This window comes from Agrobacterium tumefaciens, from assembly GCF_031801495.1.
Taxonomy (GTDB): Bacteria; Pseudomonadota; Alphaproteobacteria; order Rhizobiales; family Rhizobiaceae; genus Agrobacterium; species Agrobacterium tumefaciens_K.
Window position 1 is genome coordinate 545196 of the sequence record NZ_JAOEGC010000002.1, and the last position, 17459, is coordinate 562654.

17 protein-coding genes are annotated in these 17459 nt (G+C 60.0%); 7 read left to right on the plus strand and 10 right to left on the minus strand.

Annotated features, from left to right (window positions below; genetic code table 11):
• Window positions 1-24: 24 nt before the first annotated feature.
• The 6 genes from N7578_RS12050 to N7578_RS12075 form a co-directional block, all read right to left on the minus strand.
• Window positions 25-762 carry a 16S rRNA (uracil(1498)-N(3))-methyltransferase gene (locus N7578_RS12050; RefSeq protein ID WP_311110562.1) on the minus strand — a complete coding sequence of 246 codons (738 nt, stop codon included), beginning with the start codon at window positions 760-762 and terminating at the stop codon, window positions 25-27.
• Window positions 763-780: 18 nt separating this feature from the next.
• Window positions 781-2286, minus strand: a complete 1506-nt coding sequence (locus N7578_RS12055) for an inorganic phosphate transporter (RefSeq protein ID WP_311110563.1) — start codon at window positions 2284-2286, stop codon at window positions 781-783.
• 160 nt (window positions 2287-2446) lie between these two features.
• A complete protein-coding gene (locus N7578_RS12060; RefSeq protein WP_311110564.1) occupies window positions 2447-2887 on the minus strand; it encodes an NUDIX hydrolase in 441 nt (146 codons plus the stop codon).
• A 208-nt stretch (window positions 2888-3095) separates the two neighbouring features.
• A complete protein-coding gene (locus tag N7578_RS12065; RefSeq protein WP_311110565.1) occupies window positions 3096-3842 on the minus strand; it encodes an HAD-IIB family hydrolase in 747 nt (248 codons plus the stop codon).
• Window positions 3839-5185 carry a glycosyltransferase family 1 protein gene (locus N7578_RS12070; RefSeq protein ID WP_311110566.1) on the minus strand — a complete coding sequence of 449 codons (1347 nt, stop codon included), beginning with the start codon at window positions 5183-5185 and terminating at the stop codon, window positions 3839-3841. Before N7578_RS12070 ends, N7578_RS12065 begins: the two co-directional genes overlap by 4 nt.
• 103 nt (window positions 5186-5288) lie before the next feature.
• Window positions 5289-6062, minus strand: coding sequence for a FadR/GntR family transcriptional regulator (locus N7578_RS12075; protein WP_311110567.1), 774 nt, complete (start codon window positions 6060-6062; stop codon window positions 5289-5291).
• 266 nt (window positions 6063-6328) lie between these two features.
• Here N7578_RS12075 and N7578_RS12080 point away from each other — a divergent pair, with 266 nt between their 5' ends.
• The gene (locus N7578_RS12080; protein WP_311110568.1) at window positions 6329-7603 is read left to right on the plus strand and encodes a DUF3422 family protein; all 1275 of its coding nucleotides are present in this window, start codon (window positions 6329-6331) and stop codon (window positions 7601-7603) included.
• Window positions 7604-7610: 7 nt separating this feature from the next.
• Here the strand turns inward: N7578_RS12080 and N7578_RS12085 are convergent, their stop codons facing one another.
• Window positions 7611-8510, minus strand: a complete 900-nt coding sequence (locus N7578_RS12085; protein WP_311110569.1) for a LysR family transcriptional regulator — start codon at window positions 8508-8510, stop codon at window positions 7611-7613.
• Between the two features lie 111 nt (window positions 8511-8621).
• Here N7578_RS12085 and N7578_RS12090 point away from each other — a divergent pair, with 111 nt between their 5' ends.
• Genes N7578_RS12090 through glcF form a run of 3 tightly spaced genes read left to right on the plus strand, consistent with a single transcriptional unit; the run spans window position 8622 to window position 12588 of the window.
• A complete protein-coding gene (locus N7578_RS12090) occupies window positions 8622-10061 on the plus strand; it encodes an FAD-linked oxidase C-terminal domain-containing protein (RefSeq protein ID WP_311110570.1) in 1440 nt (479 codons plus the stop codon).
• Window positions 10061-11263, plus strand: a complete 1203-nt coding sequence (locus N7578_RS12095) for an FAD-binding protein (RefSeq protein WP_311112486.1) — start codon at window positions 10061-10063, stop codon at window positions 11261-11263. Before N7578_RS12090 ends, N7578_RS12095 begins: the two co-directional genes overlap by 1 nt.
• A 17-nt stretch (window positions 11264-11280) precedes the next feature.
• Window positions 11281-12588: a glycolate oxidase subunit GlcF gene (glcF, locus tag N7578_RS12100; protein ID WP_311110571.1), complete on the plus strand. Its 1308-nt coding sequence runs from the start codon at window positions 11281-11283 to the stop codon at window positions 12586-12588.
• Window positions 12589-12872: 284 nt separating this feature from the next.
• Here glcF and N7578_RS12105 read toward each other — a convergent pair whose 3' ends face one another.
• A complete protein-coding gene (locus N7578_RS12105) occupies window positions 12873-13646 on the minus strand; it encodes a L,D-transpeptidase (protein ID WP_311110572.1) in 774 nt (257 codons plus the stop codon).
• 230 nt (window positions 13647-13876) lie between these two features.
• Between N7578_RS12105 and N7578_RS12110 the strand changes: the two genes are divergently transcribed.
• Both N7578_RS12110 and N7578_RS12115 read left to right on the plus strand, forming a co-directional pair.
• Complete coding sequence (locus N7578_RS12110; RefSeq protein ID WP_311110573.1) at window positions 13877-14506, plus strand: DNA-3-methyladenine glycosylase I; 630 nt, start codon at window positions 13877-13879, stop codon at window positions 14504-14506.
• Complete coding sequence (locus tag N7578_RS12115; protein WP_311110574.1) at window positions 14503-14946, plus strand: hypothetical protein; 444 nt, start codon at window positions 14503-14505, stop codon at window positions 14944-14946. Before N7578_RS12110 ends, N7578_RS12115 begins: the two co-directional genes overlap by 4 nt.
• A gap of 5 nt (window positions 14947-14951) precedes the next feature.
• On the opposite strand, the gene N7578_RS12120 is transcribed toward N7578_RS12115, so the two are convergent.
• Window positions 14952-15995, minus strand: a complete 1044-nt coding sequence (locus tag N7578_RS12120) for a YeiH family protein (RefSeq protein ID WP_311110575.1) — start codon at window positions 15993-15995, stop codon at window positions 14952-14954.
• Between the two features lie 82 nt (window positions 15996-16077).
• Between N7578_RS12120 and N7578_RS12125 the strand changes: the two genes are divergently transcribed.
• Window positions 16078-16995, plus strand: a complete 918-nt coding sequence (locus N7578_RS12125; RefSeq protein WP_311110576.1) for a LysR substrate-binding domain-containing protein — start codon at window positions 16078-16080, stop codon at window positions 16993-16995.
• Between the two features lie 49 nt (window positions 16996-17044).
• On the opposite strand, the gene N7578_RS12130 is transcribed toward N7578_RS12125, so the two are convergent.
• The gene (locus N7578_RS12130; protein ID WP_311110577.1) at window positions 17045-17425 is read right to left on the minus strand and encodes a CopM family metallochaperone; all 381 of its coding nucleotides are present in this window, start codon (window positions 17423-17425) and stop codon (window positions 17045-17047) included.
• Window positions 17426-17459 lie beyond the last annotated feature (34 nt).

Sequence of the window (17459 nt, forward strand, 5' to 3'; positions counted from 1 at the left end):
GCAAAAATCATACGGTCCTGACGTTTATTTCCAGTCCCCTATCGTGGCCTGGATGACCGCCAGTGCAGCAACTGCGGCCGTGTCGGCTCTGAGGATACGCGGTCCGAGCGGTATCGGTGTCACAAAGCTGCTGTCACGCAGCATGTCCCGTTCCTCTTCCGAAAAGCCGCCTTCCGGGCCAACCAATAAGGCGAGTTTCGTTTCGGTAATGCGGCCGAGAAGGGGAAGGGGATTTTGTCCTTCGTCGCCCTCGTCGCAATAGATGATCCGGCGATCCCGTGGCCATGTCTCCAGCAGATCCCTGAGTTTGACCGGCTCTGCCACATCCGCGATGGAAAGAATGCCGCACTGCTCCGCCGCTTCGATGGCATTGGCGCGCAGTTTCTCGGTGTTGTGGATCTTGCCCTGAACATGCTGTGTCATGACCGGCTGCAGCAGTCCGGCGCCCATCTCGACCGCCTTCTGCACGAGATAGTCCATGCGCCCGACTTTAAGCGGCGCGAACAGATAATGCAGGTCGGAAGGCGACGGCTGCGGTCGGGTCTGCTCGAAAGGGATGAGGCTGATCTTCTTGCGGCTTGGAAAGGAAACCTTTGCCTTCCACTCGCCGTCGCGGCCATTGAACAGCAAAATCTCTGCGCCATCGGTCATCCGCAGCACGTTGGCGAGGTAATTGAACTGCTCGGCATTTGCCTCGTACGTTACACCCGCTTGTAGCGGTGCCTCGACGAACAGGCGTTGCATACGGAAATTTGCGCGCATCGGAATACTTCGGTCTTCTCAGATAAACAGCGTATACATAAGCCAATAAAGAACGGCTGCAAGCGATGCGCTCGCCGGAACGGTAATAACCCAGGCCGCGATGATCGTCATGAAATGGGAGCGGCGCACCAGATGTCGGCGGCGCACTTCGGATGGGTTTTCCCAATATATGCTGGCCCTGGCAGTCTGGGTGGCTGAAGTCTGGGCGGCTTCCTGTCGTCGTCTCGAGGCATTGGTGTACCACTCGCGGAAGAAGCCGACGCCGAAGACGGCGCCGATTGCCGTGTGTGTGGTGCTGACCGGAAGGCCTAAACGGGAAGCGACAAGCACCGTCGCCGCCGTTGCCACGGAGACGCAGAATGCGCGCATCGGGTTGAGTTTGGTGATCTGTTCACCGACGAGATGGATGAGGCGTGGGCCATAGAGCAGGATGCCGCAGGAGAGGCCGAGCGCGCCGATCAGCATCACCCATAGCGGCGCGCGCTCCGATGTGCTCACCACTTCGTCGTGCACGGCCCGCACGATCGCGACCACCGGGCCGATCGCGTTCGAGACATCGTTGGCTCCATGCGCGAAGGACATCAACCCGGCGGCCAGAATGAGCGGCCACCGGAAGAGGATCCGCAGCGACTGATTGCGGTTTTCCAGACCTTCCGATTGTTTGCGGATAACAGGAACGCACACACGCCAAGCCAAAAGGCCAGCTCCCAGCCCGAAGCCGCTCGCCTGGCCCAGGGAGACATGCACGACCTGCCGCAACCCGACCCAGATGAGGTAGACGCTGAAAACGCCCGTCATCAATCCGATGAGAACCGGCACCCACTTCCTCGCGGACTGGATCTTGTCCTCGCGATAGATGATGAACTCCTTGATGAAGGCAAGGATGGCAACTGCGATGGCGGCACTGATGAAGGGAGCAAGCATCCAGGCAAACGCGATGCTGCCCAGCGACAACCAGTCGACGGCGCTGATGCCGTAGGCAGCCATTCCCGCGCCTGCCACGCCGCCTACGACCGTATGCGTGGTAGAAATAGGCGCCTTTGTCCACGTCGACACATTGACGAGAAGACCGGCCGCCAGAAGCGCGGCCAGCATTGCCCAGGAGAAAGCGGTCCTGTGTGGAATGGTATCGATATTGATGATGCCGCTGGAGATCGTTTCCACCACGTTGCCGCCAGTGATGAGCGCGCCAGCGATCTCGCAGGCGGCGGCGATCAGAAGTGCGGCCGTAAGTGGTATCGCCTTTGCGCCAACGGCAGGTCCGACGTTGTTCGTCACGTCGTTCGCGCCGATATTGATCGCCATATAGGCGCCAACGATCACGCCTGCGAGGATGACGACCGCGCCGGGCGTGCCGGTAACGAACGCGCTCGCAAACAGGGTTGCGAGAATGACGAACATCACACCTGCGCCAAGACCCGCCAGTTGTCGCGTTACGTGTAGGGTCGCTTCCTCGACGCGGGTGATCTTGTCGAGATCCTTGTCGAGTGTCGGTTTCATGTTCGAGGGCGGTTTTGTCGCCATTCAGACCTCGGTTGCCAGAATTCCTTTTCGTCCGGCAGTTTCGCGGGCTGAAGGTAAGATTACGGAGAATCGCTCCATCTCTTATGGCTCCATACAGGATAGGCCTCAAAGACTGGAATCGTAAAATGTTTGCAAGATTGGCAGTTTTTGGGCGACGGCGCTATTGCGATTGCGTCATCTGCTGGCCGAAAGCCTTCATCAACGCCTTGAGTTCCGGTTCGTTGACGCGTCGGGCCGCTTCATCTGGCGTAACCCACTCCAGCGTCCGGCTTCCCTTTTCGCGGAAATCCTCGGCCAGTTCGGCGACTTCGAGCAGGTGGACCTGCACACGGCATTGTACGTTGACGCCGCTGTTCAGTTTCTTCTGGTACTCGTAGAAGCCGAAGGGCGTCTTTTTGACCCTGCCTCGAACGCCTGCCTCTTCGAAGGCTTCCTGTTCAGCGACGGCATGGGCTTTCTTGCCGCCCATCGGCCAGCCCTTGGGAATGACCCAGCGCCCGGTATCACGGCTCGTCAGCAGAAGGACATCCGGTGTCGCGCGCTTTTCGGAGAATCGATAACACAGCGCGGCATATTGCTGCCGCGGTGGTCTGCGGAGCATCAGGCTGACTTCTGTTGCCAATCGATCCAATATGTTCAATCCCGGAGAGCCTTTTTCTATTTACCTGTATAAATGCTAATATAATGTATTCGTGATCAGGACCAATGGTGCTCCCGATCACGATACGCGCTTGATTCGTTATTTTCCTATCGCTGGGATACCCCGTCAATACGGGGTTGCATTATACACGCGCGGCTTCGGGTGGCGCTTAAAGATTGTGCAGACCCCAGTGGCAAAGGCCGTCCATCACGCCATCTGCTTCCTGTTTTCTAGACAGAAACACGCGCCTGTCTTCTGTCGACAGCGCGACCAGCTCTGGAAGGGCGTTGGCGACCACGATCCCGCGGACGCCCTTCAGCTCGAACATGGCGCTGTCATTGCCGGTGTCGCCGGCAACCGCCGTTTCATCGAGGCCGATGCTCAGCTCTTCGCAGAGCCAGGCAATGGCCGCACCCTTGTCCGCCGCCTTTGGCAGAATGTCGAGATCGCGGGCGCTGGAATAAACGATCCGGGCGTCAACGCCCGCTCGTGCCAGTGCGTTTTCGACATCCAGCAGTGCCTGCTCGTCGGCATCGTGCATGAACCAGCTCGATTTCAACCCGTGCTGGTAGCGTTCGGGCTGTCTGACCACATCCCGCATGCCGGTCATTACGTTGCCGATCACATCGACGTTGAAGCCGCTACCGAGTGATCGCGTATATGCGTTCTCGAGATCGGTGCGTCCTCTTGCGTGCAGCATCGTGCCTACGCCGCCGATAATGTAATCCGGGCGGGGCAGCGGCACCTCTTCCAGCAGGGAAAGCTGATCATCGATCAGCCGCCCGCTGTTGAAAACCAGAACGGGACGTCTGTCGTCGGGCAGGGAATACCAGAAATCGCGGAAGCGCCGTGTGGCGTCGTTGTTGCCGACGACGGTTCCGTCGAGATCGGTGGAAAAAAGGCGAAGCGGTTTCAATCGCCGTCGTTCCATGGTTCGGCCCAGTCGGATTCTTCCAGAACCGGCATCATCGTCCTGCCTTCCACCAGCGCGAGCAGCTGCTGCGCAATGCCTGTCCATGTGAACAGACTGCGCGCCTTGTGTGCGCCCATGCGGGAAAGCCGCCCGTAAAGCCGCTCGTGCTTGAACGGTTTCATCATGGTGATGCCGAGGTCTTCCTTGTCGAAAGGATCGGCGAAAAGGGCATGGCGGCCATAGCTGATGGCGCGGAAAAGACCGCCGTGGATCGTAACGACAGTCGGCGTACCAGAGGCCATCGCCTCGATTGCCGTCATGCCGAAAGGTTCATAGCGGCTGGAAAGCACGAAGAGATCGGCTGCACGGTACATGTCCGGCAGGTCTTCGTCGGAAACGTAGCCGGAGAAAGCAACCTTGTCTTCCAGCCCGAGTGACTTCACCCGTTCCTTCAGCTGGTTGAGAATGGTGGTTTCCTGCTCGTCCATGTTCTCGCCGCCGACGGCGAGGTGAAGACGCGCCTCCGGTTCGCGCTGCGCCAGAACCGAAAAGCCATCGATCAGCAGGTCGTAGCCCTTGTTGGTGGCGAGCCGCCCGAGCGCCAGAACCGTTTTGCCCTCGAAACCGAAGCGCTGGCGGATCATCTGGCGAGATGCATCCGAGACCGGAAAGAAGCGGTTGTCATCGTAGCCCGGCGGGATCATGTGGATATGTTTGCGCTTGAGGCCGTAGTCCTCGATCAGCACATCGAGTTGAACCGGCGTCGTGGCGATCACCATGTCGCAGCTGCGGTAGATGATAAGTTCGTGCTGGATGCGTTCCTTGAAGTTGAACTCCAGCTCGAACGTGTCGGCCTTTTCCGGGTAGTCCGTTTCCATCTGGCGCTTTTTCCAGATACCGATGGAATGCGGTGTGTGAAGATGTGGGATTTTGAGCGCTTCGGAAAGCCGCTGCCCGGCGACACCTGCATCCCAGTAATGGCTGTTGATGAACGAATAGGTCAGTTCGTTTTTCTTGATGAAACGCAGAGCGTTCTCGCACCATTCCATCAGGTGGCGGTGCAGGTATTCCTTCGGGATGAAATCGCGTCCGCCGCATGGAATGCGCACGACGCGGACGCGCTCGTCCACCTCGTCGAATTCCGGTTGGTCTTCGAAGCGCCGTGTGTAAAGATCGACCTTGTAGCCGAGCTGTCCAAGTTTCCGCGCGAGTTCGAGGACATAAACCACCTGTCCTCCCGTGTCCGCTGCGCCGAGGGGAGGATGCGCGGCGACATAGCCATGCGTCGATATGAGAGCTATCCTTGGATAGCGTTCAGTTTCGCTCGTGGTTATCATGGGTCCCATCTTGGTAAATTTTTTCAATCAACCAGATAAAAATGCCCTTTGACCCGAAAGGTTCCATCAAGAACTGAATGGAAACTTCGCGCGGCAGTTCGCGGCGCGTGTTTTAAGCGTTACGTTGCAGCATACGCAGCCGCGAAATCCGGTCCCACTCTTTGGCCTGATGCGCTTTGGCCGTCGTTTCCACGATGAAGTCGATATGCGCTTCAGCTGCGGCTCTGGCGGCCGGCGCATCGCCGCGCGCGATTGCTTCCTGAATGGCCACGTGCTGCTGCAATACGGCGTCGTGCGCGCCAGCCAAGGCAAAGATGAGGTGGCGATTGTAGAAGATGTCGTCGCTCAGAAGCCGGTAGCAGGAGCGCAGCGTATGCATCAGCACGATATTATGAGCAGCCTCCCCAATGGCGTTGTGAAACTCCACGTCGCTTGCCAGTTCATCCTCGAACCGGCCGCTTTCGTGCGCGTTTCGCATCGTCTCGATTATGGCGGCGAGGTTCTGCCTGTCCGGCTCCGTGGCGCGCTGTGCGGCCAGTTCTGCGGCCATGCCTTCGATATAGCGCCGGTATTCCAGGAAATCGCGGGTTGCCCGGCTGTGGCGGGTGATCAGGGCACTCAGCGGATCGGAAAACACCTCGCCGACGATATCGGCGACGAAGGTGCCGCCGCCGTGCCTGCTGACAAGCAGTCCGCGTGTTTCCAGTTCCTTCAGAGCTTCCCTCAATATGGGACGGGACACGTTTAGTCGTTCTGCAAGTTCACGCTCGCCGGGCAGCCGGTCGCCGTCGCGCAGCACGCCATCGAGAATTAATTCCTCGAATCGCAGCACGACTTCTTCGGATGTTCGTGTGTGCTGTATCTGCGCAAAAAGCGTCTCGTCCATGGCAGCATTCTCTCGCCGAAATCCTTCAGAAACTATCAGTGAAGCGTTGCACTGGTCAAATATTCTATCCAGTTCGTGCCGTCCCCCTGCGGCAAAGCGGCATATGCCTTTCCGAACTCGCTTTTGTTAAAGCGGAAGTGAGGTCAGCGCCGTGCGTTTTTTCTTCGAAAATGCTTCGAAACGGATACACCGCGCTGCTCCGGCAATTTTGCCGACAAAGAAGTTGGTTTAAGCCGGTCTGTGAACCGGGCAGGAGACTGATCGCAATGGCCAAGGGAAGATTTGCATTCGCGAGCGCGCCGGAACGGGCGCTGGCCCTCGGTGAGGTTCACGCCAGACCCACCGTGCTTCTGGCGCCGTCGCGCATCATCATCCAGCTCGCCTTCATGATGGACGGTGGATCGTCTGTGCACCATGCGGTCATTGCCGAAATGTCGCGCAGCCGCGGTGTCGCGCCGCCGGAGCGGGACGCCCGCCATCATGCGATGCCATGGGGGCAGGGCACGTTGCGCTGGGAGCAGCACACGGAGTTTTCGACCTGGTTCTGGGATGGTCCCGCGCCCGAAAAATTCGGAGGCGATATCGTCGGTGATCCGTTCGGCGATGGTTTCTCGCCGCCCGGCACGCTGATCTCGGGTGTGCGTCTGGAAGTTCGTGCGGATATCGAGACTGTTTCGCATGCCGAAGCCGCTTTCGATCCGACAAGCTTCTGTCACAGCGATGTGCGCGGCGGGGAGGCTGCGATCCTCACCGACTTCCGGCAGGATCGCGACGGCCTGACCCAGATCCTCGTGATCGACCGTGGTTTGAGCAACCACGGACGCGGTGCGCTGGTGCAGAGGGTTCTGGATATAGAAACATATCGCACGCTCGCGATGCTTGGCCTTCCGATGGCGCAAACCCTGTCGCCGGAAATCCGCCGTATCGAGGATGGCCTGACCGGTATCACCCAGCGCATGAAGAACGGCGCGCGTGACGAGGCGGATGCCCTGCTGGCGGAAATGACCCGGCTTGCGGCTGAACTGGAGGCGAACGCGGCGCTCAGCCTCTACCGCTTCGGCGCAAGCCGCGCCTATGACGGCATCGTCCGCGAACGCATCCGCGCTCTGGCCGAAACACCTGTGCAGGGCCATGAAACCATGGGCAGCTTTCTGGAGCGTCGCATGGCGCCCGCCATGCGGACCTGCCAATCGGTCGAGGAACGGCAGGCGAACCTGTCGCGCAAGCTCTATCGTGCCACTGCACTGGTCAGAAGCTGGATCGACGTGGAACTGGAGCGCCAGAATACAGTGCTTTTGAACAACATGAACCGACGCGCCGCCATGCAGCTGCGTCTGCAGCAGACGGTCGAAGGCCTGTCGGTCGCCGCCATCTCCTATTATGTGGTCGGCCTGATCGGTTATCTCACCAAGGCGATCAGCCATGATGTGCTGAAGCTCGATCCCGCCATCGTCACCGGCATTTCGGTGCCCTTTGCGGTTCTCGGCGTCTGGTGGGTGGTGCGGCGCATCCGCCGCTCCCATGCCGAGGGCGTGCACTGAGAACGCTCTAGCTCCGCTCCCAATACGGCGTCGGGCCATAAAGCTCTGCGAGATAATTGATGAAAAGCCGTACCTTCGTCGGCAGGAACTGGCGGCTTGGGTAAACGGCGGAAAGCGTGACGTTCTTCGAACCCTCGTAACCGGGTAGCACCCGCACCAGCTTGCCACTGCGCAGTTCGTGGCCGATATCCCAGGTCGAGCGCAGGGCGATACCGAGGCCGGAAATCACGGTTTCCCGGATCACCTCGCTCGAATTGGTGATGAGCATTCCTTCGGGGCGGATGCTGAAAGCGCCATCCGGCCCCTCCAGTCGCCAGACCTCGTTATTGTGGGCTGGCAGGCACCGATGACGCTTCAGGTCTTCGATCGTTTCCGGCATTCCATGTTCAGCGACATATCCGGCCGAGGCGCAGAGAACACGGCGAACCGGTGCAAGCCGACGCGCCACGAGGCTCGAGGAATTGAGGTCGGCAATGCGGATTGCCAGATCGTAGCCTCCCTCGATGATGTCGATGAACTCGTCGCTCAGGACCAGATTGATCGAAAGCTCAGGGTGGCGCTCCATGAATGTCTTGAGATGCGGCGCGACGTGCATGCGTCCGAACGAGGTGGAGGCCGAGATTTTCAACGTGCCGTTGACTGTGTTGGCGCGGCCGGACACGAAATCCTCCGCTTCTTCCAGCCCTTCCAGCACGGCGCGTATGCGCTCATAAAACCCCTGTCCGGCTTCCGTCAGCGATATCTGGCGGGTGGTGCGCTGGAACAGTCGCGCCCCGAGCTTTTCTTCCAGCCGCTTGATACGCTTGGAAATCACCGCAGGCGAATAGCCAAGCTCCTTGGCGGCATGTGACATGCTGCCCGAGGCGGCAACGGTCGCAAAGACTTCCAGATCGCCCAGGTTCGTCACAGTTGGCTCCTTATTCTTTCCGGAATGGAAAAAATCCATAGCATTTGCCTACGCTCAATCAAAGTGGTAAACAAACAATACCACTTAGAGGATTGTGCAGCGGGAGGAACGATGACGCAGCCGATCAGGTTTCTGGAGCCGCGCCCCGCCGTGCTTTCAAGGCGCGATCTTATCGTGGCGGGCCTGAGCGAAATCCTGCCCGCCGACTGTCTTGTGCACGAGGCGCGGGAACTTGTGCCGTTCGAGACGGATGCCTTCGTTTCCTATCGTCGACTGCCGCTCGCCGTCGCGCTGCCGAAAACCACCGAGCAGGTATCGGCAGTCCTGAAATATTGTCACGAAAACGGCGTTCCGGTTGTACCGCGGGGAGCAGGCACGTCACTGTCCGGCGGCGCGATCCCCCAGGAAGATGCCGTGGTGATCGGTCTTTCGAAGATGTCTTCGATCCTGGAACTGGATTTCTATAATCGTACGGCGCGTGTCCAGGCGGGTGTTACCAATCTCGCGATATCCGACGCGGCGAGTGCCGAAGGGTTCTTTTATGCCCCGGATCCGAGTTCGCAGCTTGCCTGCACCATTGGCGGCAATATCGGCATGAATTCGGGCGGCGCGCACTGTCTGAAATACGGCGTCACCACAAACAATCTGCTCGGTGTGAAGATGGTGCTGGTCGACGGCACGGTTCTGGAACTTGGCGGCAAGCATCTGGACGCCGCTGGTTACGACCTTCTGGCGCTCGTCTGTGGTTCGGAAGGCCAGCTCGGCATCGTCACCGAGGCGACAGTCCGGCTGATTGCCAAGCCGGAGGGCGCGCGTCCTGTTTTGTTCGGTTTTGAAACCTCGGAAGAGGCCGGTTCCTGCGTGGCCGATATCATCGGCTCCGGCATCATTCCGGTCGCGATCGAGTTCATGGACAAGCCCGCCATCGAGATTTGCGAGGCTTTCGCCAAGGCCGGATATCCGCTGGATGTCGGCGCACTGCTGATCGTCGAGGTCGAGGGTTCCGAGGCGGAAATGGACGCCATGTTGGCCGATATCGTCGCCATTGCCAGAAAACATGCCGTGAAAACCGTGCGCGAATGTCAGTCGGCCATGGAGGCGGCGGCAATCTGGAAGGGCCGTAAATCCGCTTTCGGCGCAACGGGTCGCATCGCCGACTACATCTGCATGGATGGCACGGTGCCTCTGTCGCAGCTTTCCTATGTGCTGAAAAGGACGAGCGAGATCACCGACCGGCTCGGCCTGCGCGTGGCGAATGTCTTTCATGCCGGCGATGGCAACATGCATCCGCTCATTCTGTTCAACGCCAACGATCCGGACGACGCTGCGCGCGCCGAAGAGGCGGGCAACGAGATCTTGAAGCTCTGCGTCGATGCGGGCGGCTGTCTCACCGGCGAACATGGCGTAGGCATCGAAAAACGCGACCTCATGCGCCACCAGTACAGCGAGGCTGATCTCGACCAGCAGATGGCGGTTCGCGCCGCCTTCGACGAAGCCTGGATCATGAACCCTTCCAAGGTGTTCCCGCTGGAAGGACGGAAAAGCATATGATGGATGTTTTTACTCCGGAGACGGAGGCTCAGGCAGCCGCTATCGTGCGCGATCATGCTGCCCGCAAAAGCGCGCTGCGCATCGTTGGCGGGAACACACGCGCCGGTTTCGGCAATACGGTGACGGCGGATGCCACACTCTCGTCCAGCAATCTTTCCGGCATCGTCGCCTACAACCCGGCAGAAATGGTCATGACCGTGAAGGCGGGAACGCCTGTTTCCGTGGTCGAGGCAGCCCTTGCCGAAAAACGTCAGATGATGGCTTTCGAGCCGATGGATCATCGCGCCATCATGGCAACGGCCGGAGAGCCGACCATCGGCGGCATTTTTGCCGCCAACGTGTCGGGTCCACGCCGTTACGTGGCAGGCGCGGCCCGTGACAGCCTGCTCGGCGTCCGTTTCATCAATGGAGGGGGTGAGGTCATCAAGGCCGGTGGGCGGGTGATGAAGAACGTGACGGGCCTTGATCTTTCACGCTTTCTGGCTGGCTCCTACGGCACGCTAGGTTTTCTGACGGAAGTGACCTTCCGGGTGCTGCCAAAGCCGCCAACGGAAACAACCGTGGTCATTTCGGGACTGGATGACGAACTGGCCACCACGGTCATGGCCGGAGCGATGGCGCTCAGCGTCGAAGTTTCGGGTGCTGCCCATCTTCCCGAGAGCGTGCGGTCACGCTTCCTCGACGGTGCCTTGCCGGAGGGACCGGCGAGCGTCCTGCGTCTGGAAGGGCTTGTTCCGTCCGTCGAGGCACGGGTGCAGAAGCTGCTTTCGGTGATGGACCGGACAGGGCCATGGGCCTTGCTGGAGAAGGAGCAGAGCAGCCAGCTCTGGCGGGAGGTCCGGGACGTTAAGCCCTATCAGGGGCAGGCGGGCAAGCCGCTCTGGCGCGTCTCAGTTGCTCCCGGCGCCGGACACAGGCTGGTTGCGGCCCTGCGCATGGAAGCAGGCATCGATGCCTTCTACGACTGGCAGGGCGGGCTCGTCTGGATGCAGATGGAGGCCGACCCGGAAGCGGATCTGCTGCGCGGCGCGATCCGGGCGTTTGGCGGTGGCCATGCCACACTTTTGAGGGCGCCCGATGACGTCCGTGCGACCGTCGACGCCTTCGAACCGCGCCCTGCGGCAGAGGTTTTGCTCTCGGCGCGTATCAAGGAAAAGCTTGATCCGGCTGGCATTTTCAATCTCGGCAAGATGGCACGATAACAGGGGCAGCCTGAACCATGCAGACATCCTTCACGCCTGAACAGCTTGCCGACCCGCATGTGGCGGAATCCGAAAAGATCCTGCGCAAATGTGTGCATTGCGGGTTCTGCACGGCAACCTGTCCCACTTATGTCACGCTCGGCAACGAGCTGGATAGCCCACGTGGACGCATCTATCTCATCAAGGACATGCTGGAAAACAGCCGCCCGGCCGACAAGGAGGTGGTAACCCATATCGACCGTTGCCTGTCCTGTCTGGCCTGCACCACGACATGTCCGTCCGGCGTGGACTACATGCACCTTGTCGATCACGCCCGCGCCCATATCGAAAAGACCTACAAGCGCCCGCTCATGGATCGTCTGATCCGTAACGTGCTTGCCTTCGTGCTTCCCTATCCGGCACGGTTCCGGGCGGCCTTGCGGCTGGCGGGGCTGGCGCGGCCTTTTGCAGGAGTGTTTGCGAAAATCCCTGCGCTCAAGCCAATATCTTCGATGCTTGCCCTTGCTCCGGCAAAAAATCCGCGGGCTTCGGCATCCGTCCGGCCCGGCGCGCTTGCCGTGGAAGGCAAAAGGTACGGACGTGTCGCGATTCTCACCGGCTGCGCTCAACCCGTGCTCGATCCGACCATCAACGAGGCGACGATGCGCCTTCTCGCACGTTTCGGTATCGAGGTTGTCGTGCCAAGGGGTGAGGGATGTTGCGGTTCTCTGGTCCATCACATGGGCAGGGAAGAACAGGCGCTGGTTTCGGCACGGCGCAATGTCGACGCCTGGATGCGGGAGATCGATGAGGACGGGCTGGATGCCATCGTCATCACCGCCTCCGGCTGCGGCACGACGATCAAGGACTATGGCCATATGCTGCGGCTTGATCCTGCCTATGCAGAAAAGGCGGCGCGCGTCTCGGCGCTGGCGAAGGATATCACCGAATATCTGGCGACGCTGGAATTGCCGCTGCGGGAAAGAAACGGCCTCACGGTCGCCTATCATTCCGCCTGTTCCATGCAGCACGGCCAGAAGATCACCATGGCACCCAAGCTGTTGCTGAAAGCGGCGGGTTTTACCGTGCGCGACCCGGCGGAAGGCCATCTCTGCTGCGGATCGGCCGGAACCTACAACATCATGCAGCCGGAGATTTCGGCGCAGCTGAAGGCGCGCAAGGTGAAGAACATCGAGGCGACAAAGGCGGATGTGATCGCAACCGGCAATATCGGCTGCATAACGCAGATCGCCACAGGTACGGATATGCCGATCCTGCACACCGCGCAGTTGCTGGACTGGGCCTATGGCGGGCCGAAGCCAGCCGCACTTGCCGCCCGGACTTAGCAGTAATGCAGATGTTTGAAGGGGAAGCCGCAGCCGGATAACGGCAAGAGGTAATGCCGTGCAATCGGGACGATGTGAAACGAAAAACGGGTGGCCAAAGACCACCCGTTTCAAGGCCGTTCCATCATCCCCCTGAGAGAGGTCTGGCGCCTGGCGTCCCCCGCCAAGTGATTTTCAGTGGTTTTTCCACCGTCCGTTGAACCCTAGCGTTCTGAACCACGGTTTCAAGCGGAGAATGTGGTTTTGTACTGCCGCGTGGTTGCGGAATACTGCAACCGTTGCCTTCAGATCACAATGACCTTGGTGCCGACGTTCACGCGCTCGTAAAGATCGGTGACGTCCTCGTTGCGCATGCGGATGCAGCCGGAGGAATTGTTGCTGCCGATTGTCCATGGCTGGTTGGTGCCATGGATGCGGTAGAGGGTGGACCCGAGATACATGGCGCGGGCACCCATCGGATTTGCCGGACCTCCTTCCATGAAGGCAGGAAGGTAATGCCCCTTGGCGGCTTCACGCGTGATCATCTCTTTCGGCGGCGTCCAGCTTGGCCATTCCGCCTTGCGGGTAACCTTGTGCGTTCCCGCCCATTCGAAACCCGGCTTGCCGACACCGACGCCGTAGCGGCGCGCCTTGCCATCTGCCATGACGAGATAAAGAAAGCGGTTCGGCGTATCGATGACGATAGTGCCGGGCTTTTCATTCGTCTCGTAGCTGACGATCTGCGGCAGGAATTGCGGCGCGATCTGCGTGCGGGCTGGTGAGTTGGGCCGTACGGCGGCAGTCTGGACCCGTGCCGGCCGCTGTGATGTGACGCCGGCGCTTGGGCGCTGCGGCATCGCAGCCTGCTGCTGGCGGTAAACGGGCTGGCGGGCAGCGGGTGCGCGTGGGTAGACGACGGGGCGAACATTGGCACCGCCGAGTTGCGTCACCCAGGGAGCCGAAAGGTCGGGGCTGACCACGACCGGAGGGCGCTCGCGGTAGCGGTCATTGGCCATCGCGGCAGTCGCGGAAAAAGTGGACAACAGGCTCAGTGCCAGAAAAACGGATTTCATCGTCATCGGGTGGACTCTTTGTACATGACGCCGCAAGAAAGATCGCCGGACCATCGGCCCGCATATGAAGGATACGTTCGCACCTCGGGACCAGCGAATGGTAAACGCTCATTCATGAAAAGACGTTCTTTGGGTGAAACCTGTCGTTAGGGTTAGCGTGCGGTTTTAAAACATGGTGAATCAGTGGTAAGTGCGCATCTGGCCGGTGGTCGGCCGAAGCTGAAGGTGACTGCCGGATGAGTGAAACGGGACTTCATACGGGTGTGGATGGCAAGATCCGCTGCTTCTGGCAGCAGGGACTTGAGGACTACAGCCGCTACCATGACGAGGAGTGGGGTTATCCGGTCACCGACGATCACCGCCTTTTCGAGAAGATCTGTCTTGAAGGTTTTCAGTCCGGTCTTTCGTGGTTGACTGTGCTGCGCAAGCGCGAGGCGTTCCGCGCTGCCTTTGCCGGTTTCGACTTCGACAGGGTGGCGGGGTTCGGCGATTCCGACATCGAACGTTGCCTCGCCGACAAGGGCATCATCCGTCATCGCGGCAAGATCGTTTCGACGATCAACAATGCACGCCGCGCCGTCGAGATGAGAGACGAGTTCGGCTCGCTGGCGCGCTATTTCTGGGGTTTCGAACCAGCCGCCGCAGAAAGGCCGCAAAAGGTGGACTATCCCACCTTGCGGGCCAACCCGATCACCGCTGCTTCGACACGTCTTTCAAAGGATCTGAAGAAGCGCGGCTGGACATTTGTCGGCCCCACTACGGTTTACGCGTTCATGCAGGCTATGGGCATGGTCAACGATCACATAGAAGGTTGCCATTGCCGGGAGCCGATCGAGGCGCTGCGGCGGGAGTTTGCACGTCCATGAAGAAAACGACCCTCCTTCTGGCCGTGGCCATGACCGTTTCGGCTCTGCCGGCCCCATCCTTTGCTGAAAGTCGCAATGTCGATGGCATCTGGCTGGACGATGGCGAGCGTCTGAAGGAAGTCTCCCTGCCACCGGCGGGCCCGTTGAAGCTGGACGGCTGGACGCGCCGCGGCCGCGGCGAAGTTTACCGGCTGAAGGTCAAGGCCGGGCAGACAGTGAAGATCGAGCTGGCCTCGTCTTCCGAATTTGTGCTGATGGCAATCTTCGATTTTTCCACGCCGGATGAGGACGCGATCTTTTTCAGCGATGCGGAAGGCAAGACCGCCGTCCTGACGCCCAAGGCGGATACGGACTGGCTGATCCGCCCGACCCTCATTCTCGGCTCCTCTCGCCGCGGTCTGGGCGCGCATTACACCCTGACCGTCAGTACCCAGAAATAATCGTATCAGACCGTTTGCGTCAGCGCGATCAGCCCGAAGCTGAGGACGCCGAGGACGACGAGTGACAGGCTGGCGGCGGCGATGACCTTGCCGCCCGCATGGCGCAGGCTGCGGATATCGACCGAAAGACCGAGTGCCGCCATGGACATGATGGTCAGCACGTTGGAAACATGCGCGATGGGTGCAAGCAAGGCCTCGGGGATCAGGCCCAGAGAGCGCGCCATGATCATCAGCACGAAAGAGATGATGAACCACGGAACCATCTGCTGCAGTTTCAGGCGTCCCTTGCTCGACTGGCCGTGGATGAGCGACAGCGTGGCAATGACCGGCCCCAGCATCAGGACGCGGATGAGCTTGACGATGGTGCCGGTCTGTACGGCCAGCGTGCCAAGCGGTGCGGTCGCCGCCAGGACCTGTGGTACGGCGTAGACCGTCAGGCCCGCAAAAATGCCGTATTGCGTGGCATCCAGCCCGAGGAGCTGTGGCAGGAACGGCATCAGCAGAACGGCGGCGACACCGAGAACCGCAGTGAATGCAATGGATGCGGCAACATCTTCAGGTTTCGCGCCGATGGCGGGTGCCGCAGCGGCGATGGCGGAATTGCCGCAGATGGAGTTGCCGCAGGCAATCAGCGTAGCGAGTTTCGGCGGAAGCCCTAGCATGCGGCCGACGCCATAGCTGACGATGAGCGACAGGGCGACGATGAGCGCAATACCGCCGATGAGAAGTCCGCCCGCGCCCTTGAGCAGCGAAAGGCTGAGCGATGCGCCTAACAGCGCGACGGCAATTTCAAGCAGGGTTTTGGCGCTGAACTTGATGCCGGCCGATGCAATCGCCGGCAACGTGACCAGTGAGCGCAGTGCCGTGCCGAACAAAATCGCCAGGACCAGATCGCCAAGCCAGGCATGGCCCATGAGACGCGCCTGAAAGGTTTCCGCGGCAATCGCGACACCACTGACGGCGGCGCACAGAAGAATGCCCGGCAGTAGCGGCGTCAAGCGGCGGAAAGAAAGATGAACTGGTTGGGCGGCGGCACGATGATTTTGCATGCGTCGACAATGCCGGACGTGGATGTTTTATTCTATCAAATAATATGGCATAAATCGTTCTGCAAAATCGAATGAATGAGTCATGACCTTCGAACAGCTGAAAATATTTGTCGCAGTTGCCGAGCGCGAGCATCTCACAAGAGCGGCGCAAGCCATCGGGCTAACCGCCTCCGCAGTTAGCTCCGCGATCAAGAATCTCGAGGCGTTCTATAACGTCGAACTCTTCCATCGGGTTGGCCGCAACATAGAACTGACCGAAAGCGGTCGGGTCTTTCTGGGCGAAGCGAGGGCCACGCTGGCGCGTGTCAGGAACGCCGAGTTGATCCTGTCCGAAATGGGTGGTTTGACGCGGGGTGAGATTACCGTCTGCGCCAGCCAGACCATTGCCAGCTACTGGTTGCCGCCGATCCTCATGCAGTTCAAGAAACGTTACCCTGGCGTCACGCTGAAGCTCGACATAGGCAACACTAAGACGGTGACGCAGGCGGTACTCGAAGGGCTGGCTGAGGTCGGCTTCATCGAAGGTGTGATCGATGAGCCGTCCTTGCATGTTCAGCCCGTCGTTGCGGACAAGCTGCTGGTGGTGACCGGTTCGGCGCATCCTTTCGCCGATGGTCGCCACCTGACAGCGCTCGACATGCTTTATGGAACGGCATGGGTGCTGCGCGAACAGGGATCGGGAACGCGCTCGGCTTTCGAGGCGGCGGTCAGGCAGATGGGCGTCGATCCGGATGACCTGACGGTCATGCTGGAGCTGCCGTCCAACGAGGCCGTTGTCACGGCCGCACGCGCCGGCGGCGCTGCGACGGCCGTTTCCGCTTCCGTTGCGTCACTCTTCCTGCGTCAGGGAATGTTGGTGCGTGCGGGCATCGATCTGCCCGCACGCAGTTTCGCCTTGCTGCGTCATAAGGAGCGCCACACCAGCCGTGCTGCGATGGAACTGGAGCGCCTTAGCAGGGCGGCATCGGAAGACTACAAGGCAGGACTTGCCGGTCTTTGACGGATCAGGCAAGGAGCGCCGTTCCCGGCGCCCCGGTGTGTCTCGGGGTCTAGTAGCCCTTTGACTTCAGCCAGGCTTTCATCATGGCGATTTCGCCTTCCTGCGCCTTGATGACCTCTTCGGCCAGCTTGCGGATTTCGGGATCCTTACCGTATTCCAGCTGAACCTTGGCCATGTCGATCGCGCCCTGATGATGCGGGATCATGCCGCGAACGAAGTCGACATCGGCGTTGCCGGTGTAGTCCATCGACATCTCGCCATGCATCTTCTTGCTGGCATCCATGAAGGCCGCGGTTGATCCGCCGGTTTCCGCCGCGGCGCTCTTGGACATGTCGTGTCCGGCATGACCGCTCTTGTCCTGAGCGAGAAGGGGTGCGGCAGTCGCTATGGCAACAAAGGCTGCGACGATGAAAGAGAGTTTCTTGGACATGGGTTATCCTTTCCGTTTCTGACGGAGTGTTTCG